21 protein-coding genes and 1 riboswitch are annotated in these 23113 nt (G+C 39.4%); of the genes, 16 read left to right on the top strand and 5 right to left on the bottom strand.

Translation table 11 applies throughout. From position 1 onward, the window contains the following. Window positions 1-246 precede the first annotated feature (246 nt). The 6 genes from NYE61_RS05540 (at window position 247) to NYE61_RS05515 (ending at window position 8474) form a co-directional block, all read left to right on the top strand. On the top strand, window positions 247-4536 hold the full coding sequence (locus tag NYE61_RS05540) for a S8 family peptidase (protein WP_118888804.1): 4290 nt from the start codon (window positions 247-249) through the stop codon (window positions 4534-4536). A gap of 214 nt (window positions 4537-4750) precedes the next feature. Further along, window positions 4751-4897, top strand: a riboswitch (FMN riboswitch). A 150-nt stretch (window positions 4898-5047) separates the two neighbouring features. Continuing rightward, window positions 5048-5632 carry an ECF transporter S component gene (locus tag NYE61_RS05535; protein WP_095309203.1) on the top strand — a complete coding sequence of 195 codons (585 nt, stop codon included), beginning with the start codon at window positions 5048-5050 and terminating at the stop codon, window positions 5630-5632. A gap of 300 nt (window positions 5633-5932) precedes the next feature. Beyond that, window positions 5933-6532 (top strand): class I SAM-dependent methyltransferase, encoded by a 600-nt coding sequence (locus NYE61_RS05530; protein WP_118888805.1) that lies wholly within the window; start codon window positions 5933-5935, stop codon window positions 6530-6532. Window positions 6533-6658: 126 nt separating this feature from the next. Further along, window positions 6659-7081, top strand: coding sequence for a VOC family protein (locus NYE61_RS05525; protein WP_118888806.1), 423 nt, complete (start codon window positions 6659-6661; stop codon window positions 7079-7081). An 8-nt stretch (window positions 7082-7089) separates the two neighbouring features. Beyond that, window positions 7090-7872 carry a DNA alkylation repair protein gene (locus NYE61_RS05520; protein ID WP_118888807.1) on the top strand — a complete coding sequence of 261 codons (783 nt, stop codon included), beginning with the start codon at window positions 7090-7092 and terminating at the stop codon, window positions 7870-7872. A 14-nt stretch (window positions 7873-7886) separates the two neighbouring features. Continuing rightward, entirely contained in the window at window positions 7887-8474 is a 588-nt protein-coding gene (locus NYE61_RS05515; RefSeq protein ID WP_118888808.1) for a TetR/AcrR family transcriptional regulator, read from the top strand. Between the two features lie 147 nt (window positions 8475-8621). Here the strand turns inward: NYE61_RS05515 and NYE61_RS05510 are convergent, their stop codons facing one another. After that, the gene (locus NYE61_RS05510; RefSeq protein ID WP_168927280.1) at window positions 8622-8780 is read right to left on the bottom strand and encodes a hypothetical protein; all 159 of its coding nucleotides are present in this window, start codon (window positions 8778-8780) and stop codon (window positions 8622-8624) included. 184 nt (window positions 8781-8964) lie between these two features. On the opposite strand from NYE61_RS05510, the gene NYE61_RS05505 reads away from it, so the two are divergent. Continuing rightward, window positions 8965-9405 (top strand): cell wall hydrolase, encoded by a 441-nt coding sequence (locus tag NYE61_RS05505; RefSeq protein ID WP_095309180.1) that lies wholly within the window; start codon window positions 8965-8967, stop codon window positions 9403-9405. A 106-nt stretch (window positions 9406-9511) separates the two neighbouring features. On the opposite strand, the gene NYE61_RS05500 is transcribed toward NYE61_RS05505, so the two are convergent. Then, a complete protein-coding gene (locus NYE61_RS05500; protein WP_118888809.1) occupies window positions 9512-9865 on the bottom strand; it encodes a hypothetical protein in 354 nt (117 codons plus the stop codon). A 127-nt stretch (window positions 9866-9992) separates the two neighbouring features. Continuing rightward, complete coding sequence (locus NYE61_RS05495) at window positions 9993-10928, bottom strand: 1,4-dihydroxy-2-naphthoate polyprenyltransferase (protein ID WP_118888810.1); 936 nt, start codon at window positions 10926-10928, stop codon at window positions 9993-9995. A gap of 272 nt (window positions 10929-11200) precedes the next feature. On the opposite strand from NYE61_RS05495, the gene NYE61_RS05490 reads away from it, so the two are divergent. From NYE61_RS05490 to ytkD, 9 genes are all read left to right on the top strand, one after another. Further along, window positions 11201-12586 carry an isochorismate synthase gene (locus NYE61_RS05490; RefSeq protein WP_303447897.1) on the top strand — a complete coding sequence of 462 codons (1386 nt, stop codon included), beginning with the start codon at window positions 11201-11203 and terminating at the stop codon, window positions 12584-12586. Window positions 12587-12592: 6 nt separating this feature from the next. After that, the gene (menD, locus tag NYE61_RS05485) at window positions 12593-14347 is read left to right on the top strand and encodes a 2-succinyl-5-enolpyruvyl-6-hydroxy-3-cyclohexene-1-carboxylic-acid synthase (protein ID WP_303447896.1); all 1755 of its coding nucleotides are present in this window, start codon (window positions 12593-12595) and stop codon (window positions 14345-14347) included. Next, complete coding sequence (menH, locus tag NYE61_RS05480; protein ID WP_303447894.1) at window positions 14340-15155, top strand: 2-succinyl-6-hydroxy-2,4-cyclohexadiene-1-carboxylate synthase; 816 nt, start codon at window positions 14340-14342, stop codon at window positions 15153-15155. The genes menD and menH overlap by 8 nt, the downstream gene beginning before the upstream one ends. Before the next feature lie 211 nt (window positions 15156-15366). After that, on the top strand, window positions 15367-16185 hold the full coding sequence (gene menB, locus NYE61_RS05475; RefSeq protein ID WP_095309165.1) for a 1,4-dihydroxy-2-naphthoyl-CoA synthase: 819 nt from the start codon (window positions 15367-15369) through the stop codon (window positions 16183-16185). Between the two features lie 117 nt (window positions 16186-16302). After that, entirely contained in the window at window positions 16303-17742 is a 1440-nt protein-coding gene (locus NYE61_RS05470; protein ID WP_303447892.1) for an o-succinylbenzoate--CoA ligase, read from the top strand. Window positions 17743-17821: 79 nt separating this feature from the next. Continuing rightward, on the top strand, window positions 17822-19435 hold the full coding sequence (locus NYE61_RS05465; RefSeq protein WP_303447891.1) for a mechanosensitive ion channel: 1614 nt from the start codon (window positions 17822-17824) through the stop codon (window positions 19433-19435). Between the two features lie 95 nt (window positions 19436-19530). Further along, complete coding sequence (locus NYE61_RS05460; protein ID WP_303447890.1) at window positions 19531-19851, top strand: hydrolase; 321 nt, start codon at window positions 19531-19533, stop codon at window positions 19849-19851. 154 nt (window positions 19852-20005) lie between these two features. Beyond that, complete coding sequence (locus NYE61_RS05455) at window positions 20006-20566, top strand: hypothetical protein (RefSeq protein WP_095309157.1); 561 nt, start codon at window positions 20006-20008, stop codon at window positions 20564-20566. A 286-nt stretch (window positions 20567-20852) separates the two neighbouring features. Continuing rightward, window positions 20853-21326, top strand: coding sequence for an RNA deprotection pyrophosphohydrolase (gene ytkD / locus NYE61_RS05450; protein WP_095309155.1), 474 nt, complete (start codon window positions 20853-20855; stop codon window positions 21324-21326). 194 nt (window positions 21327-21520) lie between these two features. On the opposite strand, the gene NYE61_RS05445 is transcribed toward ytkD, so the two are convergent. Then, window positions 21521-22321, bottom strand: a complete 801-nt coding sequence (locus tag NYE61_RS05445) for an ABC transporter permease (RefSeq protein ID WP_118888817.1) — start codon at window positions 22319-22321, stop codon at window positions 21521-21523. Next, entirely contained in the window at window positions 22314-23111 is a 798-nt protein-coding gene (locus NYE61_RS05440) for an ABC transporter ATP-binding protein (RefSeq protein WP_118888818.1), read from the bottom strand. The genes NYE61_RS05445 and NYE61_RS05440 overlap by 8 nt, the downstream gene beginning before the upstream one ends. Window positions 23112-23113: the final 2 nt, after the last annotated feature.

The following is a 23113-nucleotide window of genomic DNA, read 5'->3' as shown; positions in this document are numbered from 1 at the left end:
GAGAGCAAATAGTTATTGACATGAAATAGGAAAAATTAGTACTAATTATTCAATTATGAAAATTCGGATTAATTATGACAATAATCGACAAAAAACATTCTATCAATCTACTATACTGACATTAACAGCGAGATTCTACAACTATCGGAAATTGAAGGGGATCGACAAGTTTCTTGAAAAGGAGGGCAGGAGATTTTAGAAAAGTTAAGGGAATGTACTGTTCGAAAATTGAGGGGAGGAAAAGATTTGAGAACAAAGAAAAAGAGGCAGGTAAAGGCGTTCAGTATGGCAGCAACTTTTTTAATGGCATTTTCTTTAATTACACCAGGTGTGACATTAGCTGAGTCGCAAAACAAACCGCATTATTCGCTAAATGATTCCAATAAGGTTGCAGAAGCAAAAGTAAGTGAACGTTTATTAACAGAATTTAAAGATGATGGAAAACAGACATTCCTTGTGAAGTTCAATGAAATCGCAGATGTAAAAAAAGTTGCTTCAGAAGCGAAAGCAAATGCTGCGAAGGCGAATCTATCCGCACAAAAGGTAGAACATATCAGCCGATCCGCAGTTATCTCTGAGTTAAAAGCAACTGCTCTTAGCTCCCAGCAAAATGTAAAAACTTATTTAGAGCAGGAAATAGAGAATGGAAATGCGGAAAATCTTAAATCGTATCATATTGTTAATGGAATAGCAGTTACAGCGACAAAGGAAGTTGCAGAGAAAATAGCAACATTTGCTGAAGTAGAGAAAATTCTTCCGAATGAAACGCGTGAGCTGTATACAACCGTTACAAAAGATGCAGAGACACCTAAATCTGAAATTGCAAATGTGGAGTGGAATGTTGAACGTGTTGGTGCTCCAGCAGTTTGGGATATGGGATTTGATGGAAGTGGTGTTGTTGTAGCTAGTATCGATACAGGAGTACAGTGGGATCACCCAGGTTTACAAGATAAGTATCGCGGTTATGATGCTGCAACCGGTGATGTAGATCACACGTACAGCTGGTATGATGCAACTGCAAGTGAAGATGTGCCATATGATGACCAAGGTCACGGTACACATGTAACTGGAACAATGGTAGGTAGTGAGCCAGATGGAGCCAATCAGGTTGGTGTAGCACCAGGTGCCCAGTGGATTGCTGTTAAAGCATTTACAGCAGCAGGTGGAACCGATGTCGATTTATTAAATGCAGCCGAGTGGATTCTAGCTCCAAATGGTGATGCAAGCATGGCACCCGATGTTGTCAATAACTCTTGGGGCGGAGGACCAGGCTTAGATGAATGGTATCGTGATGTTGTTACTGCTTGGAGAGCTGCTGAAATTTTCCCAGAGTTCTCAGCGGGAAATACAACGCTATTTAACCCCGGTGGTCCAGGGTCAATTGCAACACCCGCGAACTATCCTGAATCGTTTGCAACTGGTGCCACGGATATAAATGATGCTTTAGCGAACTTTTCATTACAAGGTCCTTCACCATATGAAGGCGATATAAAACCGGATATTTCTGCTCCAGGTGTAAATATACGGTCAACCGTTCCAGGTAGTGGCTATGAAGGTGGATGGAATGGAACCTCGATGGCGGGTCCGGCTGTATCTGCAGTCGCAGCGTTATTAATTCAAGCAGATGCAAGCCTGTCGGTGGACGAGCTTGAAGAAATTTTAATGCAAACCGCAACGCCATTAACAGACGGCACATTCTCAGAATCACCAAATATGGGATATGGCTATGGATTAGTTAATGCTTATGATGCTGTGTCATCTATCGTGACTGGTCTTGGCACATTAGAAGGGCAAGTTACAAAAGAGGGAGAAGACACGGAAGCACCAACATTTGAACACGAGGCACCAAGTGAAACGTATGCAGGAATGAATTTAGATCTTGCAATTAACGTATCTGATAATATCAGTGTTGCTTCGGTTGAAGTCGTCTATGGTGATGGAGAAACAGTAGAGGCTAGTCGTGTGTCAGGTGATTACAAATCTGGAGAATATGTTGCAACCATTCCAGGTGAAGCAATTTCAGGTGATTCGTTTACCTACCATTTAGTTATAAATGACTTCGGAAATAATGAAGTAACAAGTGATAGCTACGAGGTAACGGTCTTGCCAGGAATTACAGCAGGGTATTCGGCAGATTTTGAAACAGCTCCAGCAGGCTGGACAACTTTTGGAAACAATAGTAGCTGGGAAAGGGGTGTACCAACCTCTGGACCTGGAGAAGCAGCTTCTGGAGAGTATGTTTATGCAACAAACCCAGAAGGAACCTATAACAACAATGAAAATGGGACACTTATGATGCCGCCGGTTGATTTACGAGATGGAGATTCCTATCTACAATTCAATCAATGGTATAACATTGAAAACAACTGGGATTTTGGTCATGTGTTTATTTCCACTGATCAAGAAGAGTGGACACAATTAGCACGCATTACCAATACCTCTGACGGATGGGAAGCTGCTGAAATTGATCTTTCTGAATATAGTGGCGAGCGTGTCTATATAGGGTTTAATCTTACAACGGATGGCAGTGTACAACGGGATGGCTGGTATATTGATGATGTCACATTAGCTGATACATCAAACAGCAGCAGTGCATCACTCGATGTTGTCCCTGCTAAAGGAAAAGCAGCGGGCAATGCAAAAGCAGATAAAGATTCATTGAAAAAAGAAAAAGTAGACCCGAATAAAATAACACCAGAACAATCAACGAAAAAAAGTGCACCAATTAAAGATGAATCAATTCATCCGACATTGCTTCCACTAGGTGCTCAAGTAAGTGTGCTTGAAAGTGGACGTACAGTAAATACGGATCCAGCAACTGGAAGCTATTCATTGCTTCACGGAGCTGGTGACTTCACAGTAGTTGCCGAAGCATATGGCTTCCATTCTGAGGAGCAATCCGTAACAATTGAAAATGATAGTGTAGCAACAACAGACTTTACACTCGAAGAAATTGACCAGTATTCAGTCAGCGGTACAATCACGGATGAAAACACTGGTGAAGCAGTAGAAGGAGCAACAGTTCTGATCGTTGAGGATGCAAATATTGCACCGGTAGAAACAGATGCTTCAGGCAGCTTCACACTTACTGCTTATCAAGGTACGTATACCTTGAAGGTTCTAGCTGCAGGTTACCATGGTAAAGAAGTTGAAGTGGACCTAAATGAATCAGATGCAGAAATCAATGTAGAACTTGAGCCTTTCTATACGGTTCCGGGTGGAGAAATTGGTTACGATGATGGTACTGCAGAGAATGCACGTGCATTCTATGATGCGGGAAATGGCTGGGCTGTGAAAATGTCATTACCTGAAGGGCAAGAAACTGCACTTGTTACAGAAGGTGTCTTCCAATTCCATGATACGGATTGGCCAAGCCCAGGTGGAACAGAGTTCGCCGTTGAAGTATGGGATGCTAGTGGGCCTGATGGAACGCCTGGTGAGCGGCTAGCCGGTCCAGTTGATGCCGAAGCAATCAGAAGTCTGGATGAATGGACAGTAGTTGATTTATCTGAGCATGCAATTCAGGTTGATGGCGATTTCTATATGGTTTACATTCAAACAGGAGCAAATCCTAATGTACCAGGACTTGCAACCGATGAAAATGGACCAAATGCTGAGCGCAGTTACCAATATGTTGGTGGAGCTTGGTCACCATCACCAGCTGCAGAAGGTAACTATATGATTCGCGCACGTGTAGCATATGGTGTAGAAAATCCAGTGATTACTTCACCAGAAGAAGATTTCATTACAAATGAAACAGAACTAACAGTAGAAGGTACTGCTTCTGATACCACCACGGTTCAATTATTGAATAATGGGGAAGAAGCAGGCACTAAAGAAATCGGTGAAGACGGTACTTTTTCTCTACCAGTAGCGTTAACAGAAGGTGAAAATGAATTCCAAGCTGTCTCATTACTTGATGGTGTTCAAGTTGGGGAATCTGAAACTGTTACGGTAACCTTGGATACAGAAGCACCTGAATTAACAATCGATACTCCAGCTGATGGCGATAAAGTAAATCGTGAAAGTGTAACAGTAGAAGGTACAGTAGCTGATGAAAATCTTGAATTTGTCGAAGTAAATGGCCAAGAAGCGTCGGTAGAAGATGGCAGCTACTCGAAGCGAATTTTACTTGACGAAGGTGAGAACACAATTGAAGTTGCTGCAGGCGATTCAGCTGGAAATACAACAACTGAATCTGTAACAATTGCGGTTGATTTTACAGCGCCTGCACTTGAAAATCTAACACCTACAGAAGATGTCCATATCAATGCTGGTGAAAGTGTTAAGTTTGAATTTGATAGTGAGCCTGGATTAAAAGCAACCTATTTTATCCATATGCCATTAACAAATACAACGGCTAACGCAACAGAGCTACCAATGATGGAAACATCTGAAGGTCATTATGAAGGCTACTGGACAGCTACAAGCAGTGTTGTTGCTGAAGGAGCAGTTATTGAAGTAAAAGTAGTAGATGCTTTTGGTAACGAAACACGCGAACAAGCAGAAGGCAAGCTATTCATTAATGCAGAATAAGGAAAATGCGGGGCTCTGGTCCCCGCATTTTTTCTATGGCTGCTTGCCCAAACGTCAATCCTGCTCGTCAAAGGCACCGACGCATTAAAATCCATATCAATAAAGTACCCCATTTTATAATCTCTTATTATGTGACATTCATTTAATTCCGAGTTTTTTACCTTGCATTGATAGAAAAATAGTGTATAATAAATTTAACAATTAAATAATCGATTCCAATCTTCGGGGCAGGGTGAAATTCCCGACCGGCGGTAATAAGCAGAGATGCTTTAAGTCCGCGAACTGCATGGTTGATTGCCATGCGGTTGACCTGGTGCAACTCCAGGACCGACAGTTACAGTCTGGATGGGAGAAGATATCGAGCCGGATTTGGTGCCGTTATGCGCCATTATTTGACTATCAATTAATTAAACCCTAAAGCCCCTCTATGCTTTAGGGTTTTTGTGTCTGTTAGGCTAGTGTCCTTCATCACGAGAGTGGAATCGATATAAAGATGAAGGAGGAATAGATGATGCGTAACACAAGCAAGCAATCATCAAATTTATTAAAACTTATTATTTTGGCTTTACTAGGGACAATTTCACTTTTATTATTTTTCTTGAATTTCCCACTGCCATTTTTACCACCATATTTAAAAATTGATTTTAGTGATGTGCCAGCATTAATGGCTTCACTCATTTTCTCACCACTTGCCGGTATAATTGTTGTAGCGGTGAAAAATTTACTTTATCTTGCGGTGTCTGGAGCGGGCGATCCAATTGGTGTTGCAGCAAATTTCCTTGCAGGAGTAATGTTTGTCGTGCCAGTTTCGATTTTATATCATAAATATAAAGGTGTTAAAAGCATTGTTTCTGGTTTGGTTACCGGAACACTTATTATGGCGATTGGAATGAGTGTATTAAATTACTTTATCATCCTCCCTGCATATGGATGGTTTATGGGATGGGAAATGACAAATCAAGTGATTTGGGCATCTGTTTTAGCAGGTGTACTGCCATTCAACATTATAAAAGGTATTATCGTAGCACTATTATTTGTGCCATTATTTATAAAAATGCATAGCTGGATCACACAGCAGCAAACGAAATTTATATAAATATTAAAAGCTAATCTCTGACTAGGGGGTTAGCTTTTTTTGTACGGAGAAAACAGAACTTGACCCCTGGTTAATTGAAACATCATAAAGTTTTTAGGGTTTGATTTTTCTTTGGTAATAAATAACTTCACAAGGATAGAACTAAACTTTTCAGTCGTGTGATTTTTTGTGATCTGAGATGCGCATTGATATAAAATTAACGAAAGCATTTGGTTATATATGTTAAAATATTATGGAATATTATAAAGTTTCAAATTATGATGTATCTTCACATAAATTACTACGAGAAAGGGATAAGATATGGAGCGTAAATCCTTAATTAAAAAGTTTGATAAACAAGCAAATAAGTATAACAAACGCCGCAAAAACGATAGTGCTTATCGGTTTCGTGAGCGGATTTTTCAAGATGTAGAAGGAAAGGTTTTAGAGGTTGGTATTGGTTCTGGTCTTAATTTTCCCTTCTATAATAAAGACGTTGAATTGACTGGGGTGGATTTCAGTGGTGAAATGATGAAGGTAGCACAATTGGCCGCAAAAGAATTTCCTTTTAAAGCTACATTCATAAAAGAAGATGTTGAGTCTGTGAAATTTAACGAAAGCATTTTTGATACGATTGTATCTTCAACAACTTTATGCGCGTATCAAAATCCTGTCATTGTCTTAAACAACTTTCAAAAATGGTGTAAGCCAGGAGGGAAAATACTTATGATGGAGCATGGAATCAGTACGAACAAACCATTATCATGGCTACAAAAATCATTGGATCCGTTGGCATTAAAATTTGTAGGGTGCCACCAGGACAGAAATATTAGTGAAATTGTAAAAAAATCTAGTTTACAACTTATTAAGGAAGAGCGTTATATGGCGGGTTGCCTATATTTGATATGGGCTAAACCATAAGGATTCAATGATCGCGTGAAGTTTTTATCAAACTTTATAGTTACAATAATCTATAAATGTAAACATTTACATACATATTGTATGTATGTTAAAATAAACTTAACTTATGATGAGGGTGTGAAGTGAATGAGACTAAGTAGTTTTTACCCCGTATTGATGACACAGAAAGTAAAGGAAACAAGTGCATTCTATCAACAGTATTTTGGATTCTCAAGTGTTTTTGAAGCGGATTGGTACATGAGTTTGAAGCAAGAAGAGACTGGTGATGAATTAGCAATCCTGCAGTCTACTCATGAAACAGTGCCCTCTTCTTTTGGAAATTCTGTACAAGGATTAATTCTTAATTTTGAAGTAGAAAATGTAGACGAAGTGTATCAGCAATTGATTAAGGAAGAACAGCTTCCATTACATCTCGATTTACGTAACGAGGCATTTGGTCAAAGGCATTTTATTACAAGTGACCCAAATGGGGTATTGATTGATGTCATTACCGTTATTACTGCAGATCAGTCCTTTCAAGATCATTACTTAGAGGAAGTGAGAGAGTAGAAGTCATTATGAGTGGATATACGCCATTAAAATATTACTTTGATAGGGAATTGGCTCTTCGGCTGGCATATTTAATTCAGGCGCAGTATCCTCATTTTACCAAGAAGTCTTTTGTGGATACTGTAGCCATAGAAGTTGAAAATATAGAATTAAAGGCTCGCGTTGAGGTAATTGCGGACACATTAAAACAACATCTCCCTACTGATTACAAAGAAGCTTTAGCTGTCTTGTTAAAGATTTTGGGACCAGAAAATAATACAGAAGAAGGCATGTTTACCAAGGGCTATTTTCTAATGCCGATCGCTAAATTTGTCGAAAGCTACGGACTGGAGCATTTTGACTTATCCTTAAATGCAATATATGAAATAACAAAACGGCATACATCAGAGTATGCTATCCGACCTTATTTACATGCAGATACTGATCGCTGTATGGCCTATTTTCAAGATTGGATAAAGGATCCTAATTCACATGTAAGAAGATTGGTGAGTGAAGGAACTCGACCAAGACTCCCATGGGCTAAAAAGATTCCTCCGTTAAAGGATAATGTCCAATACAATTTACGTTTGCTAGAGAATTTAATGCATGACAGCTCCCGCTATGTTCAAAAATCTGTAGCAAACCATATGAATGATTTAACAAAAGAAAATCCCGAAGCAGTCCTCAAATGGATACAAAGGCTTATATCAGATAGTAATGGTATAAACCCTAAAATTATTAAAAACGGATTAAGAACATTGATAAAATCAAAGGATGAACATGCGTTGGAGTTATTGCGTCAGGTGGAGTGAGGAGTGTAGACAGCATGAGAAAAAATAAAACGGAAACAGAACAAACAATACAAAATTTATTGGAAATAGCAAGACAGCATTTTATAGCGTGTGGATATGCGAACGTTACCTTAGAAGAGATTGCAAAAGAAGCAAATGTAACGAGGGGTGCCTTATATCATCATTTTAAAAATAAAAAAGGGATTTTTCTTGCCGTATTTGAAATGGTTCAAATAGAGATAAGGGAGTATGTAGAATCTGAGGCAGCAAAAAATAATGATAGCTGGCAGCAATTAATCAACGGGTGCCGGGCTTTTCTGGAAGGGGCAGTACAATCGCATAATCAACGCATTCTTTTAATTGATGGCCCGGCCGTTTTAGGCTGGGATACCTTTAGAATAATGGACGAAAAATATTCGATGAAATCACTGAAGGAACAATTACAGTTTATGCAGAAGCAGGATCTAATAAAGCCTTTTTCTGTAGAGGCAATGTCGCATTGTCTTTCTGGAGCAATGAATGAAGTGGTATTGTGGATTTCGGACCACCTTAATCAGAAAGACGTGATAGAAGAAGCAATGATTGTTTTACAGAACATGCTAGAAGGTTTGAGAAATAGGTGAACCTAAAAATAAGGAAAAGTGGTGCCTCATCGTCCCGGTATATTTGATTGCAAACGAGTAAAATCGCTAGGGGGAGACAGACAATCTAAAAACAGCAGCAAATTATTTGCAGGACAATCATATTAGTAGAAGAGACGACACTTACGTTTAATCTCTCATCGCTCCGGCCTCACGGGCAGTCATTGCACCTTGTCCTTCGCTCAAATCCTTTTGGATTTCTTGTTTTACTTTTTTAGTGTCAGTCCCGGCAAAACCTGGTTTCGTACTAGAATGCAACGTCTTATTAGCTTGTTGATCTTGTGGCATATTGAGCCTCCTAATTATATTGTGAAATAGTCTTATTATCTACAAAAAAGCGATCAGTATGTCCACATGATTTGAATATTACATTCGTTGCTTTTACAGAATGACCCTCATTTTCCTAAACATTCTTCAAAACAATGACATTAATACAAGCATTTCTATCATACTTTATTCTAGAGGTGGTAAAATGGCAAGAATCGCTTACCGGGATGCAGACGTTGACTTAATGGCAAGGATGATGAGAGCAGAGGCTGAAGGTGAAGGAAAACAGGGAATGCTCTATGTAGGGAATGTTATCGTTAACCGTGTTGTGGCAGATTGTCCGGATTTTAACGATTTAAGAAACGTTGAGGATGTTATTTTTCAAGTGCAAGGTGGTAATTATTCTTTTGAAGCCGTTCAAAAAGGGAATATGTTTTATCAAAGAGCAAGAGATTCTGAAAGACGGTTAGCGGAACAAAATCTGAAGCATTGGAGACAACACCCGGCGAAATATGCGCTGTGGTATTTTAACCCATATGGTCCATGCCCTCCAACATGGTACGATCAGCCTTTTTCTGGACAGTTTAAATTACATTGTTTTTATGAACCAGCACCTGGAACATGTGAAAGTGTATACATCGGATGACTGGATGTTAGAGAGGAAAGTTGGAAGTGACGAACGAAATAAAAAGGCTCAGAGAACTTTATCTCTGAGCCTTTTAATGGATATTATATCTGAAGGGTGAGGGTGATTATTCTTCCTCCACTAAATTCCGTGCAGTCGGCATTGCCTCTAATCGTTCAACAGGGATCGGTTTTCCTGATTTTTCACTAATTCCATATGTTCCATCTTTAATTCGACGAAGTGCATCATTAATTTCCTGGAGGCGATCTCTAAGCATGAGGTCGAATCCGGCATCAAGCTGTTGTTCAAATTGCTCTGTACCCATATCTGCTGGGTGATTATCATAATTTGCCAGTTCCCCGACCGATTCATTCGGACCGGTATTATTTTCGGCTTTAATTTCTTCTTCTGTTTCTTTCTTTAGCTGTAATAGCTGTTCTTTAAAATAACTCAATTTCTCTTTGCTTAGTGGGTTACTCATGTACATCCTTCCTTTCGTTGGCAGAGAGGCAAGTATATCCCATTCCTATCTGTGTAAGTTTAACCATGGTATCAGCCTGAGAGCTTATGGCTACCAAGTTTTCTAGATGGGATGGTTACGGGTTAAGTTAGATGAGCTCTGCAAGAAGCAGTGAGATTCCTAATAAAAATCCATAAATGGTATTTGTTTTCGCAGTTGCTGCCATCGCAGGCATCATTTCAATTGCTGTCTGTTTTCCACGGAATTTACGGATTGCTTCACGCGCCTTCAAGCCACTTAAAAATGTTAATAATGACCATAATGGTAAGATACCCGTAATAAGGAGCAATGCTGTAACACCATATGCAACGAGCATTAATGTAGCAAGCAATGTGATTGATTTTTCCCTGCCGATAAGAACTGCTATTGTTTTTCTGCCGCCAAGCTTATCGCCATCACGATCACGAATATTATTGGAAAAATTAATGTTTCCGATTAATATCGTAATGGGAATTGAAATCCAAATCATGGATAGTGATACTGTGCCCGTTTGAATGAAATAGGTAATACCAATAATAACCATGCCCATTAGAACACCAGAAAATAATTCACCAAATGGTGTATAGGATATTGGAATAGGTCCTCCTGTATATAAATAACCGAAAGCCATACATATTAAACCAATAACGGCAATCCACCAGCTGGAAGCGATGCAAATATAAACTCCGATAAGAATGGATATCCCATAAAAGATGAAAGCTAAGTTGCGTATTTTTTTGGGAGCAATACCATCACGAACGATCGTCCCGCCAATACCAACAGAATTGTCGTTATCTAGCCCTCGTACAAAATCGTAATATTCATTAAACATATTCGTCGCAGCTTGAATAAGCAAGGATGCAATAAGCATTGCTGAAAATAACAGCCAATTGATCGCACCTTCATTAAAAGCAATCATTGTTCCGACAAATACTGGGACAAATGAGGCTGTCAGTGTATGTGGACGCATAAGTCTCCACCAGACGTGAAATCCTTCACGTTCATTTAAAGCATGTTTAATCGTTGTTTTTTCTGTAGATTGCATCAAATAGTTCCCCCTGCAAATTATCAATAGATATCATACTAATTTTAGCAAATAAAAGAAGGGTGTCAATGTCATCTAGTTGTTATTCGTGTCATATATTGGCAAGATGGGGAGGATTTATTCCTATACGTCTTGTATAAAGGCATTCATTAAAGCTTGGTGAAAGTCAAGTTTTCTAACTAAATCTAGATGCTTTCCTTGAGAAACTGGCGAGCATAGCATAAAATAGAAAGGATGACACCTTTAAAGCATCATTGTGGAGGTTTATATAAATGATTGAAATAAAAGAGGATCAACTTGCATCATTGCTTAATGGAGCAATCGAGCAGCTTCAGGCAGAAGATGATCGTAGACTTGTTAGTTTTACTAAAAAAATAGCGACCACAAATCCGCTGCAGTTTTTTGAAGCGGCAAAGCATATTTTTGAAAATCGTACGTTTTGGACAAGCTCATCGCAAATGCTTTGGCTTACAGGCGTTGGCAATGCGTTTGAAATGGGAGCAGATAAATCTCGATTTGAAGTGATTGAAGCAGCTTGGAACAAGATGCTAAACGAAGCATATATCCATAATCCATACGAGGTTCCTGGAACCGGGATTGTTGCCCTTGGTGGCATGTCCTTTGACCCAATAAATGCGCAGACAGAATTATGGAAGAAATTTCGACCCAGTCAATTTAGAGTTCCTGAATTTTTACTTACAAAATATGATAGTTCGTACTATTTAACGATAAATGTATGTGTAAGAAAAAATGATCATGCGAAACAACTAGCTGAAGAACTAAGGCAGATTGAACAAAAATTGCTTCTGGGGCAGAAGGTTCCAGATGATATACTGCATATTGTAGATGAAAGCGAAATGGACCCTGAAAAATGGATGGATATTGTTCGACAGGCCACAGATGAGATTCGTAACCAACACGTGGAAAAAATCGTGCTTGCTCGTGAATTACGCCTTACATTCAACCGTCACGCTGAGATTTCATCGATTTTAAATAATTTATTAAAGACACAGCCAAATAGTTATATTTTTGCGTATGAAATCGGGGATGATTGCTTTGTTGGTGCTACCCCAGAAAGACTTGTTAAAGTGGAGAAAAACAAGCTTTTATCAACTTGTCTGGCAGGAACTGCACCACGTGGCAAAACGGAAGAAGAAGACATGAAAATTAGTGAAGCGCTGCTGAATGATGAAAAAAATCGTCAGGAGCATGATTTTGTTGTGCAGATGATTAAGCATGGAATAAAAGACTATTGTACAGAGATGACGATTCCGGAAGTTCCAGTTGTTCGCCCTTTTAAAAACTTACAACATCTTTATACTCCGGTTACCGCACAACTAAGGGATGGCTTTACAATATTAGATATTATTAAGCAACTGCACCCGACTCCAGCGCTTGGCGGAAGTCCAAAAGCAGAGTCACTTGCATTTATTAGGGAGCATGAATTACTCGACCGTGGCTGGTATGGCGCGCCAATCGGTTGGATGGACAGCTCTAATAATGGAGAATTTGCGGTTGCAATTCGTTCGGCACTAATCCAAAAGAATCAGGCATCGCTTTTTGCAGGTTGTGGAGTAGTGAAAGATTCAGATCCACAAAGTGAGTATGAAGAAACAAAAATTAAGCTTCTTCCTATGCTTACCGTTTTAGGAGGATAAAAGTCAATGGATCATATTGAAAAATTAACACGTTATACAGCTAATGTAGTTGATGAAATTGTAAAAAGTGGAGTAATCGATGTGGTTATTTCGCCGGGATCGCGTTCTACTCCACTTGCATTAACCTTTACAGAGCATCCTGATATCAAAGAATGGGTTATCGTTGATGAACGGTCAGCTGCTTTCTTTGCAATGGGAATTGCGAAACAATTGGATCGACCGGTTGCGCTTGTCTGTACGTCCGGTACAGCAGCAGCGAATTATTTTCCAGCAATTGTTGAAGCTTACTATAGTAGGGTGCCATTAATTGTTTTAACAGCAGATCGGCCCCATGAGTTGCGTGATGTTGGGGCACCACAAGCAATTGAGCAATTAAAGCTTTACGGAGACTATCCAAAGTGGTTTCATGAGATGGCACTTCCTGAAGCAACACCAAATATGCTCAGTTACGCACGTAATAAAGCGGCTCGTGCAGTGTATATGGCAAACGAGGGAAACCCAGGCCCTGTCCACTTGAATTTTCCGTTTCGTGAGCCGCTTACACCCGACTTTTCATTGGAAAACATATGGGAAAACCCTGATGCGACAGATGAAATGCAAACCGTTAATACTTTTATGGACGGTGAGAAGCGTTTATCCGAGCAGCAGATAGAACAGCTTGTTCAGAAACTGGCTGATGGAAAAAAAGGACTTATTGTCTGTGGTCCACAAACAGATAAGCGATTTGCTCAAGTGATTACGGAACTCGCATTGAAATGGAGGCTTCCGGTTTTAGCCGATCCATTGTCTCAAGTCCGCGCTGGGAGCCATGAGAAGGATCATGTGATTGAAGCATATGATGCTTTTCTAAGAAACAAAACGATACGAGAACAGTTGGAACCTGATTATATTATCCGTTTCGGTGCAATGCCAGTTTCGAAGGCATATCTTTTTTATGTGAAAGAGCATGCACATGTGAAACAATACATTGTTGAGGGAAGCAGCGGTTATCGAGAGCCTGCGGGAAATAGGACGGAGTTTATCTTTGCTGATCCAGTAATGCTGTGTCGTGCAATACAAGCAACTTCATCTATAAATGAGGTGGAGTTGAGCTGGCTAAATCGTTGGCAGGAAATGAATCAAATTTCAAAGAAACATCTTTTAAGCGGCAAGGAGTCACAGGTAACAGAGGGAGAGGCCGTACGTGGTCTTTGTGAAGTTATACCGGATCAAAGCACGCTATATGTAGGAAACAGCATGGCAATACGCGATGTTGACACCTTTTTTATGACAACACCGAAGCAGGTGCAGGTTCTCGCTAACCGAGGCGCGAATGGAATCGATGGAGTCGTATCTAGTGGTGTTGGAGCTGCTGCAACAGGGAGAACAGTGACACTCTTAATTGGTGATCTTTCGTTCTTCCATGACATGAACGGGTTGCTTGCAGCGAAGCACTACAAATTAAATATAACGATTTTACTTGTTAACAATAATGGTGGCGGCATTTTCTCGTTTTTACCACAGTCCAATGATAAGAGGCATTTTGAAGCGTTATTTGGAACACCAGTCGATATTGAATTTAAAAAGGCGATTGAAATGTATGGTGGTGAATATATGCAAGCAATGACAGAAGACCACTTGAAGGAGCTGCTTGCTGCAAGTTACCTGCATGAAGGACTTTCTGTTATTGAAATTAAAACAGATCGTACAGAAAATGTGACATGGCATCAAGAAAAATGGAATGCAATTGAAAAGGAAATCTTGCAGGATTGGGATGGGTAAATTGTATCACACGATTGGTCAAGCGACGTATTGGTATGAAGTAGATGGAGAAGGGACCCCGATCGTCATGCTTCATGGATTTACAGGGAGCACAAAGACATGGCAGCATGTGAAAAGCGCCTTCGGATCAGGCTTTCAAATTATCGCCATTGATCTGCCAGGGCATGGAAAGACACAGGCTTCCCACGTTAGAACAATGGAAATGTGCTGTACAGATCTACATGCGTTATTTCAATTTCTTGGATTAGAAAAAATCCATTTAGTTGGTTATTCAATGGGAGGACGAACGGCATTATCCTATGCATTAAACTACCCTGCAATGATTCAATCGTTAATATTGGAAAGTGCTTCACCAGGCATAGCAGACGAATCAGAGCGACGTCTGCGAATGGAGGCTGATGAAAAGTTAGCCGAACGAATTGAGCGGGATGGCGTACAAGCATTTGTTGATTATTGGCAGGATATCCCATTATTTGTATCTCAAAAAAGCCTCCCGTCCAAAGTGCAGGAAGATATTCGGCGTGAGCGTCTTTCACAAACAACAGAAGGTTTGGCGCAATCATTGCGTGCAATGGGAACAGGGGCTCAAGAACCGTGGTGGAGTCATCTAGAAAGCTTTGAATGTCCAGTGAAACTGATTGTTGGAGAACTTGATCCAAAGTTTATTGCAATGAATAAAAAGATGCAGAAGCACTTAAAATCAAGTAAGATGAATATATGTGATAATGCTGGACATGCAGTTCATGTGGAAAAACCTGAAATCTTTGGTAAACTAGTAAGGAAGTTTATCACGCATAACAGACTGTAATACGCCAACTTTAAGTGTTGGAAAGACAAAGCGTAAAAATGGTGGTAAAACAGCCCGTAAATTCCTGGCTCTGTTCAAGGATCTTTAGGTCGTACCTAGCATTTAGTAGGTGAAGGGTCCTTACTGAATGAGGGTTCACTTTATCGATTCGGTTACAGATTAAAAGGAAGGGATAAACACTTTTAGCAGTAATTTTCAAGGAGGATTTAATATGACAGTGCAGTGGGAAAAAGTAAGAGAATATGAAGAAATTATTTATGAAAAATATAATGGAATTGCGAAGGTCTCGATTAATCGCCCGCATAAGCGTAATGCATTTACACCATTAACCGTACAGGAAATGATTCATGCATTTTCGGATGCTCGTGATGATTCTGAAATTGGCGTTATTCTTTTAGCTGGTGAAGGAGATAAAGCATTTTGTTCAGGCGGAGACCAATCCGTTCGTGGACATGGCGGTTACGTTGGAACAGATACAATTCCACGATTAAATGTGCTTGATTTACAACGTTTAATTCGTACGATTCCAAAGCCGGTAATTGCTATGGTTTCAGGGTATGCAATCGGTGGCGGACATGTATTGCACGTTGTGTGTGATTTAACAATCGCTGCAGACAATGCAATCTTCGGCCAAACTGGTCCGAAAGTAGGAAGCTTTGATGCAGGATATGGCGCAGGCTACCTTGCGCGTATGGTTGGTCATAAGCGTGCTCGTGAAATCTGGTACCTATGTCGCCAGTATAATGCAGAAGAAGCATATGAAATGGGGATGGTGAATACTGTCGTACCACTTGAAAAGTTAGAAGAAGAAACATTACAATGGTGTGAAGAAATTTTAGAAAAATCACCGACAGCACTACGCTTCCTAAAAGCATCCTTTAACGCAGATACAGATGGACTTGCTGGATTACAACAGCTTGGTGGAGATGCTACATTGCTTTATTACACAACAGATGAAGCAAAAGAAGGACGCGATGCTTTCAAAGAAAAAAGAAAGCCAAACTTCAAACAGTTCCCGCGTTTCCCTTGATCGGTGTTTAATCGTACAAAACCTTTGCTTCTAATGGCAAAGGTTTTTCACTTTATGTGATAGAGGTTGTTCAGAGAGCGAAACATGCTGAAATAATGTAGTTAAGGAGAATGAAAAATGACGGATACGATTCCGCATTGGTTAACGAAACAAGCAGACTTATCACCAGACCATCCAGCAATTGAAATGGACGACGGTACGATGGTTACATTTAATGAGCTAAGAGAAAGCAGTCAGCGTTTTGCTCGAAAATTAACATATCTTGGAATTGAAAAAGGAAGTCATGTTGGGATCCTCTCCACGAATCAAATTCCGATGTTGAATGCGATTCATGCATTAAGCTATCTTGGTGCAGTTGGTGTTCTACTCAATACAAGACTGACGAATGATGAATTAAATTATCAGCTGAAGGATGCAAATGCTACTTTCCTTTTAACAGCAGATTCGTTAAAAGAGCAAGCTTCCATGCTGCAAGTAGAAAAAATCCATTCCTTTTCCGATATTGATGTATTGCCAGAGAAGAAGGCGATATTAGAGACCGAACTGAATTTAGATGCTATTTTTACAATTATGTATACATCAGGAACGACCGGGTTTCCGAAAGGTGTTGTACATACATATGGGAATCATTGGTGGAGTGCAATGGGCTCTGCTCTAAATCTTGGCCTTGACAAGCGTGATAAATGGTTAATTCCACTGCCGATTTTTCATGTGAGTGGTTTATCAACCTCGATAAAGAGTGTAATATACGGGATGCCGATTTACTTACTAGAAAAATTTGATGTGAAGGCAGTTCACTACGCATTAATGGAAAAGGGTGTGACAATTGTTTCGGTCGTTACAATGATGGTTCAACGACTCCTCGATGAGCTTGGCAAAGCAAGCTATCCGAAGGAATTACGTTGTATACTGCTTGGTGGTGGTCCAGCGCCAAAAGCTTTATTAGAGCGAGCAAAGGAAAAAAACGTGCCAGTTTTTCAGTCTTATGGCATGACAGAAACGGCTTCCCAAATCGTTACACTGAGTCCAACGGATGCTCTGGAAAAGCTCGGTTCTGCAGGGAAGGCATTATTTCCAGCCCAGCTTAAAATTGAAACACAAGCAGATGATTCAATTGGGGAGATTCTTGTAAAAGGTCCAATGGTGACCAAGGGATATTATCATAAGCAATCTGCAAATGAAGAATCGTTTCAAGCGGGATGGCTAGCGACAGGTGATTTAGGCTATTTAGATGAAGACGGCTATTTATATGTCGTGGATCGTAGAAAGGACTTAATTATTTCGGGTGGGGAAAATATTTACCCCTCGGAAATTGAAGGTGTTTTAAGTGGGATGAAGCAAATTAAAGAAGCCGGTGTTACTGGAAAATCGGACGACAAGTGGGGACAGGTCCCAATTGCTTTTATCGTGAAAGAGATGGATGTAACTATTGAAGAAATTAAAGAATACCTCCAAACACGTCTAGCTAAATATAAGCAACCGAAGGAGTTTTATTTTGTCAATGATCTCCCAAGGAATGCAAGCAATAAACTAGTACGTAACAAGTTAAACCATTAATTTACTAATAAAAGATTAGGTTTAAAGATTGCTCCCTTATGGTATATATTATTAAATTCTGGAAGGGAGCATTTGTTTTATGGATAACTTTATGGATCAGTATGTTACATCAAGCTTTATGCAGGGTTTACAAAATTTTGTTGTAGCTCTTATTATATTGCTGGTTGGTTGGCTTATTGCTAAAGCAATCGGAAATGCCGTTGAAAAAGCATGTTCCAAAACCGATTGGGACGATAAATTAATTCATAAGTTTCGTATGAGTGATAAAGAAATAAAATCAGAGAAGGTAATTGGGAAAGTCGTATATTACATACTTCTCTTGATTGTATTTATCTTGTTCTTTAATGTGCTTAATCTGAATATGATTGCAAATCCACTTTCTGACTTGATATCCACGTTCCTGAGTATAATCCCAGCAGTTTTAGCTGCAGCGTTAATTCTTCTTTTTGCGTGGATTATTGCTAGCATTGCTAGATGGCTTATTGTTCAGGGCAGTAAAAAGCTTAACTTGCAGCATCTGTTTTTCAAGTTGAAAATCGCAAAAACAGAATCGGAAATTAAAAAATATATAGATACACTCGGCAATATTGCCTTTTACTTATTACTATTACTTTTCATTCCAGGTGTGCTGGATGCACTAAATATTCAAGGAGTTGCAGAGCCGTTTAGTGGGCTGCTATCTTCCATTCTTGTATTCATTCCAAAGTTAGTTGCTGCTGCAATTATTTTTGCTGTTGGTTGGTTTGTCGCAAAAATAGTGAAAAACATTGTTACAAATCTCTTTCTAGCTGTTGGTTCAGAGAAGCTAATGAATCGTTTAAAACTTTCCAGGCTTTTTGAAGGAACAAGCTTTGCAGCATTTGTAGGGCAAGTCGTATTTATTGTCATTATGATTCCAATTGCGATTGCTGCATTGGAACAATTAGAGCTAAGAGGTATTACGGACCCAGCAATTGCTATGCTGCATACGGTTATGACGATGATTCCGAGTATATTGATAGCCATAGCCCTCATTCTTGTAGGTATCTGGTTAGGAAAACTAATTGGTGGATTTGTTGAAAATTACTTACAACGTCTAGGTTTCAACCGGCTAGCTTCACAACTGCATATTGGTGGAAAAAGCATTTCTGACAACAGAATGACACCTTCAGCAATTGCAGGGTATATCGTACAAATTTTAATTGTCTTTTTCTTAACGGTCCAAGCACTAAATCTGATAGAGCTTCATTTCCTAGTGGGAATTGCAGCAGCAATAACAGCGTATTTACCGAATGTGCTTGCAGCAGTTCTCGTATTAGGTGTTTCGGTTATCTTAGCGAACATCGTTCAAAAAGTGCTGGTTAATCTACTTGATGGTCCAGCTGCTAACCTGCTTGCTGCGTTTGCGAAGTATTCGATTCTTGTGCTCGCAGGATTTATGGCATTAACACAATTAGGGATTGCCTCAGCGATTGTGAATGCAGCGTTTATCCTTATTCTTGGTGGCCTTGCGTTGGCATTCGGCCTTGCATTTGGTTTAGGGGGAAAAGACTTTGCTGCTAAGTACTTGCGCAAGTTTGATAAAACTATTGATGAAACGATTGTAAAAGAAAAAAGCAATCGTCAAGCAGAGGATGACATCGTAGATACAGAAGTTAATCCAACAAAATATACAGAAGGAACGATTGATGACGCCGATCCGGAGCGACCATAAGCTGGATTTCGAAGAGAACATCTGCACGTATTGGAGATGTTCTTTTTTTGTTTAATTTTCTTTAGATGAGACAAATTAATGGTAGGAGGTGTCTTATGGAAAAACAAAAGTATTATGTATGTATACCAGCAGGTGAAATTTCACTAGTACGTTATGGGAATAATGATGACTATACAATTTATGCTACAACAGAGGAAGTAACAATGCTGCGAGCAAAGCTAGATAATATGGATAAGGCTGGATTAGATACGTATGTACGTGCGCATGTACCAATCATGCTTTATCACAATGATAAATCGAATGACGCTTATGATGATAGCATGACAAAGGTTTTTGAAATGATTTATAAGCTTGGAGATGAACAAAGCCGCTCTCATATTGAAGGAATGGGAATTTTAGGAGATAATCATATGTAGACAAGCAATGGAATATAATTTTAAAAAGTGTCCTTTTCAACAGATTTTTTGAACAATCCAATAAATGTGTTTAGGCCTCTTGAAAAAAAGGAATAGTTTACCACGAAACATTTTTTCATAACTTATATATTCATAAAACAGGGAGGCTTTTTATATGAGAAAAAAGCGGCATAGCGTATTAAAGTGGAGCTTAACCATTGCAATCCTTACATGTATTATTATGTTCGGTAATCCAATAGAAGTAGAGCATGTAAATGCTGAAAACCAACAGAAAATGATATCCTATCAAATGAAGGAGAAACCTATTGCCCAGCAGGAACCGACCTTAACACATGAGAATGTCGTTTCGCTGACCAATACATTTATGGATATTCTCGTTCAAGATGTGGATAACGATTATAGAGTTATCGGGTTCCAGACAAAAGATGAGTTATTAGGGGCATTTGAGCAAGTTACTACAAAAGAAGTAGCCCAAGACTATGTTGAATTTTATTACTTGGAAGAATCGGATGGGATGTATATTTTACCAACTGAAACACCACCATGGTTTATAGAAGAAAATGATTATGATATGATACCAGTAGATGCTTCGACCGTTAAGGTTATACAGGAGAACACAACAGAACTTTATGGTGATTATAAGGTGGAGTTTGAATTTACCTATGATAACGGTTGGAAAATAACAGATGTTAACTATCATCAGTTTTACGTATAAACGTGTTCAAAAGAAGGATAAAAAGACCGGGGTCGGGTATAGTCTCGTCTTGGGAATGTAATTACTCGCCCCATCGAAAAGCTGTGTTGCAATGCTGGCGCTAGCACATCCTATGCCTCGAAATTCGAGGAGACGAAGTATCCGTACCGGGCTTACACAGGATGTTTTGACTTCAGCGTTCGACACAACACAGAACGTGTCGGTTTTTAGTCGAGAGTCCTCTGTTCTCGATGTGTCATTTTTACCGGACTTTTGAACTTCGTACAATAGAAGGCAGTTGAATGACTTGATAACATTTAGAGACTACTACAACAATGAAGTGAAGCTTTCCTTTGACGATCATCCTTTTTCTCAGGAGCCTAAGCATGTGTGGGTAATTTGTAAATACAAGGGAAATTGGTTGCTGACGAAGCATCGGGAACGAGGATTGGAATTCCCGGGTGGAAAGGTAGAAGAAGGAGAAACAGCGTGTGATGCTGCTATTCGAGAAGTAAGGGAAGAAACTGGTGGTAAAGTTCAGGAGATAAGCTATATTGGTCAATATAAGGTGAATGGTCGGAAAGATATTGTCGTAAAAAATGTCTATTATGCGATTGTGGACGAGCTTAAAAAGCAAGAAACCTACTATGAAACAGAAGGGCCAGTTTTGTTAAAATTTATCCCGAATAGAGTAAAGCAAATGAAGAAATATAGTTTTATAATGAAGGATGGCGTACTGGAAAACTGTATGGATTATTTGAAACATCATAAAGTCAAGTAAAAGAAGATTAAATCTGATGGTTTGATCTTCTTTTTATAGGCAGATCTTATCTGCATTAGTGCAACTAAGACATTCGCCTAAAGCTTTGCACGCCAAAATATAAAGGGATTCTTAGAAAGCAAAATACACTTTCTAAGAATCCCTTTAACGAACGTCAAGTTTTCCGAAAAATAAGAAACACACAGCAAAACTTGCTATGTGTTTCGATTGCGAATTAACCATCGCTCTAAATTCTCCACAACCTTATACATAATAGCTGCCAGTATCGCAATAATAACGAGACTTGACATAACAAGGGTGAAATCAAATACTTGGAATCCGTAAATAATCAAATAGCCAAGTCCTTGCTTGGAAACAAGATATTCCCCAACAATAACACCTACCCAAGAAAGTCCCACATTTACTTTAAGGGTAGAAATCATTGCTGGCATTGCCGCTGGAAAAATTGCTTCCTTAAAACATTGCCATCTTGTTGCTCCAAAGCTTCGGAGCACTTTCTCATAATTTGGATCCACTTCGTTAAATGCAGAGTAGACGACGAGTGTAGTGACAATAACAGAAATAATAAATCCCATTGCAATAATGGATAAATAACCAGGACCAAGTGCAACAATGAGGATTGGTCCCAATGCAACCTTAGGCATTGCATTTAGTACGACGAGATAGGGACCCATAATTTTAGCAAATCGTGCAGATGACCATAGTGAGATTGCAATGAGAATTCCACCTATTGTCCCTATAATAAACCCGAGAATGGTTTCAAACAAGGTTACTTGTAAGTGATTGAAAATCGAACCATTTGCAAATCGTGTGACAAGTAATTCAAATACGCTGCTTGGTGAACTGAAAAGAAGCGGATCAATCCAGTACAGGCGACTAGCAATTTCCCAAAGTGAGAAAAATGAAAGGAGAATGGTAAGCTGCCAAAAGAGCACTATCTTTTTCTCTCGTTTTAATCCACGTTTGTAATTTTCAAATAAGTGGTGATCATTCATCTGGAATATCCACCACCTTTTGCTGTGATTCTTTTGATTCAAGAGCATCCCATATTTTATCAAAGATAAGTTGATATTTTGGATGTCTTCTTACTAGAAATGGTACTTCATTGCGAAGCTCGATTGGAACTTCATAAGTTTTTGCGATGGATCCAGGATTGGCATTCATCATAAAGATTCGATCACTCATTGCAATTGCTTCGCCAATATCATGGGTAACGAGTATCGCTGTTTTATGATAGCTTTTTAACAAATCGGAAACTAAATCCTCTAAGTTAAGCTTTGTCTGGTAGTCCAGTGCAGAAAATGGTTCGTCAAGCAACAGAATCTTTGGATTATTAATCAGAGTGCGGACTAATGCTACACGTTGACGCATTCCCCCAGAAAGCTCACTCGGATATTTCATCTCAACATCCTTCAGTCCAACCTCTTTTAATAGCTGAATCGCCTTTTTCTTCAGTTCATCTGACAGCGTATGATTGACTTTCGGTCCAAGTAAGACATTATCCAGGATTGTTTTCCATGGGAATAAATAATCCTGCTGAAGCATATAGCCAATTTCCATCTCAGATTCGGCAGTTGATTTCCCTTGAAGTGAAACCGTACCTTCTGTTTGTTGGATAATCCCTGCAATAATGGATAAGAGCGTGGATTTACCACAGCCACTCGGACCAAGCAGGGAAATAAACTCACCTTCTTTAACCGCTATGGAAATGTTGTCAATTGCTTTTGTATAGCTTTCTTTAGAAAAGTAATGATGGGAGACATGGTCCAACGTCAGAAATGACACAA

Origin of the sequence: Oceanobacillus sp. FSL W7-1304, from assembly GCF_037969805.1 — a bacterium.
Lineage (GTDB): Bacteria > Bacillota > Bacilli > Bacillales > Amphibacillaceae > Oceanobacillus > Oceanobacillus profundus.
Note: the sequence above shows the minus strand (reverse complement) of the source record. Positions and strands in the feature narration are given on the sequence as shown.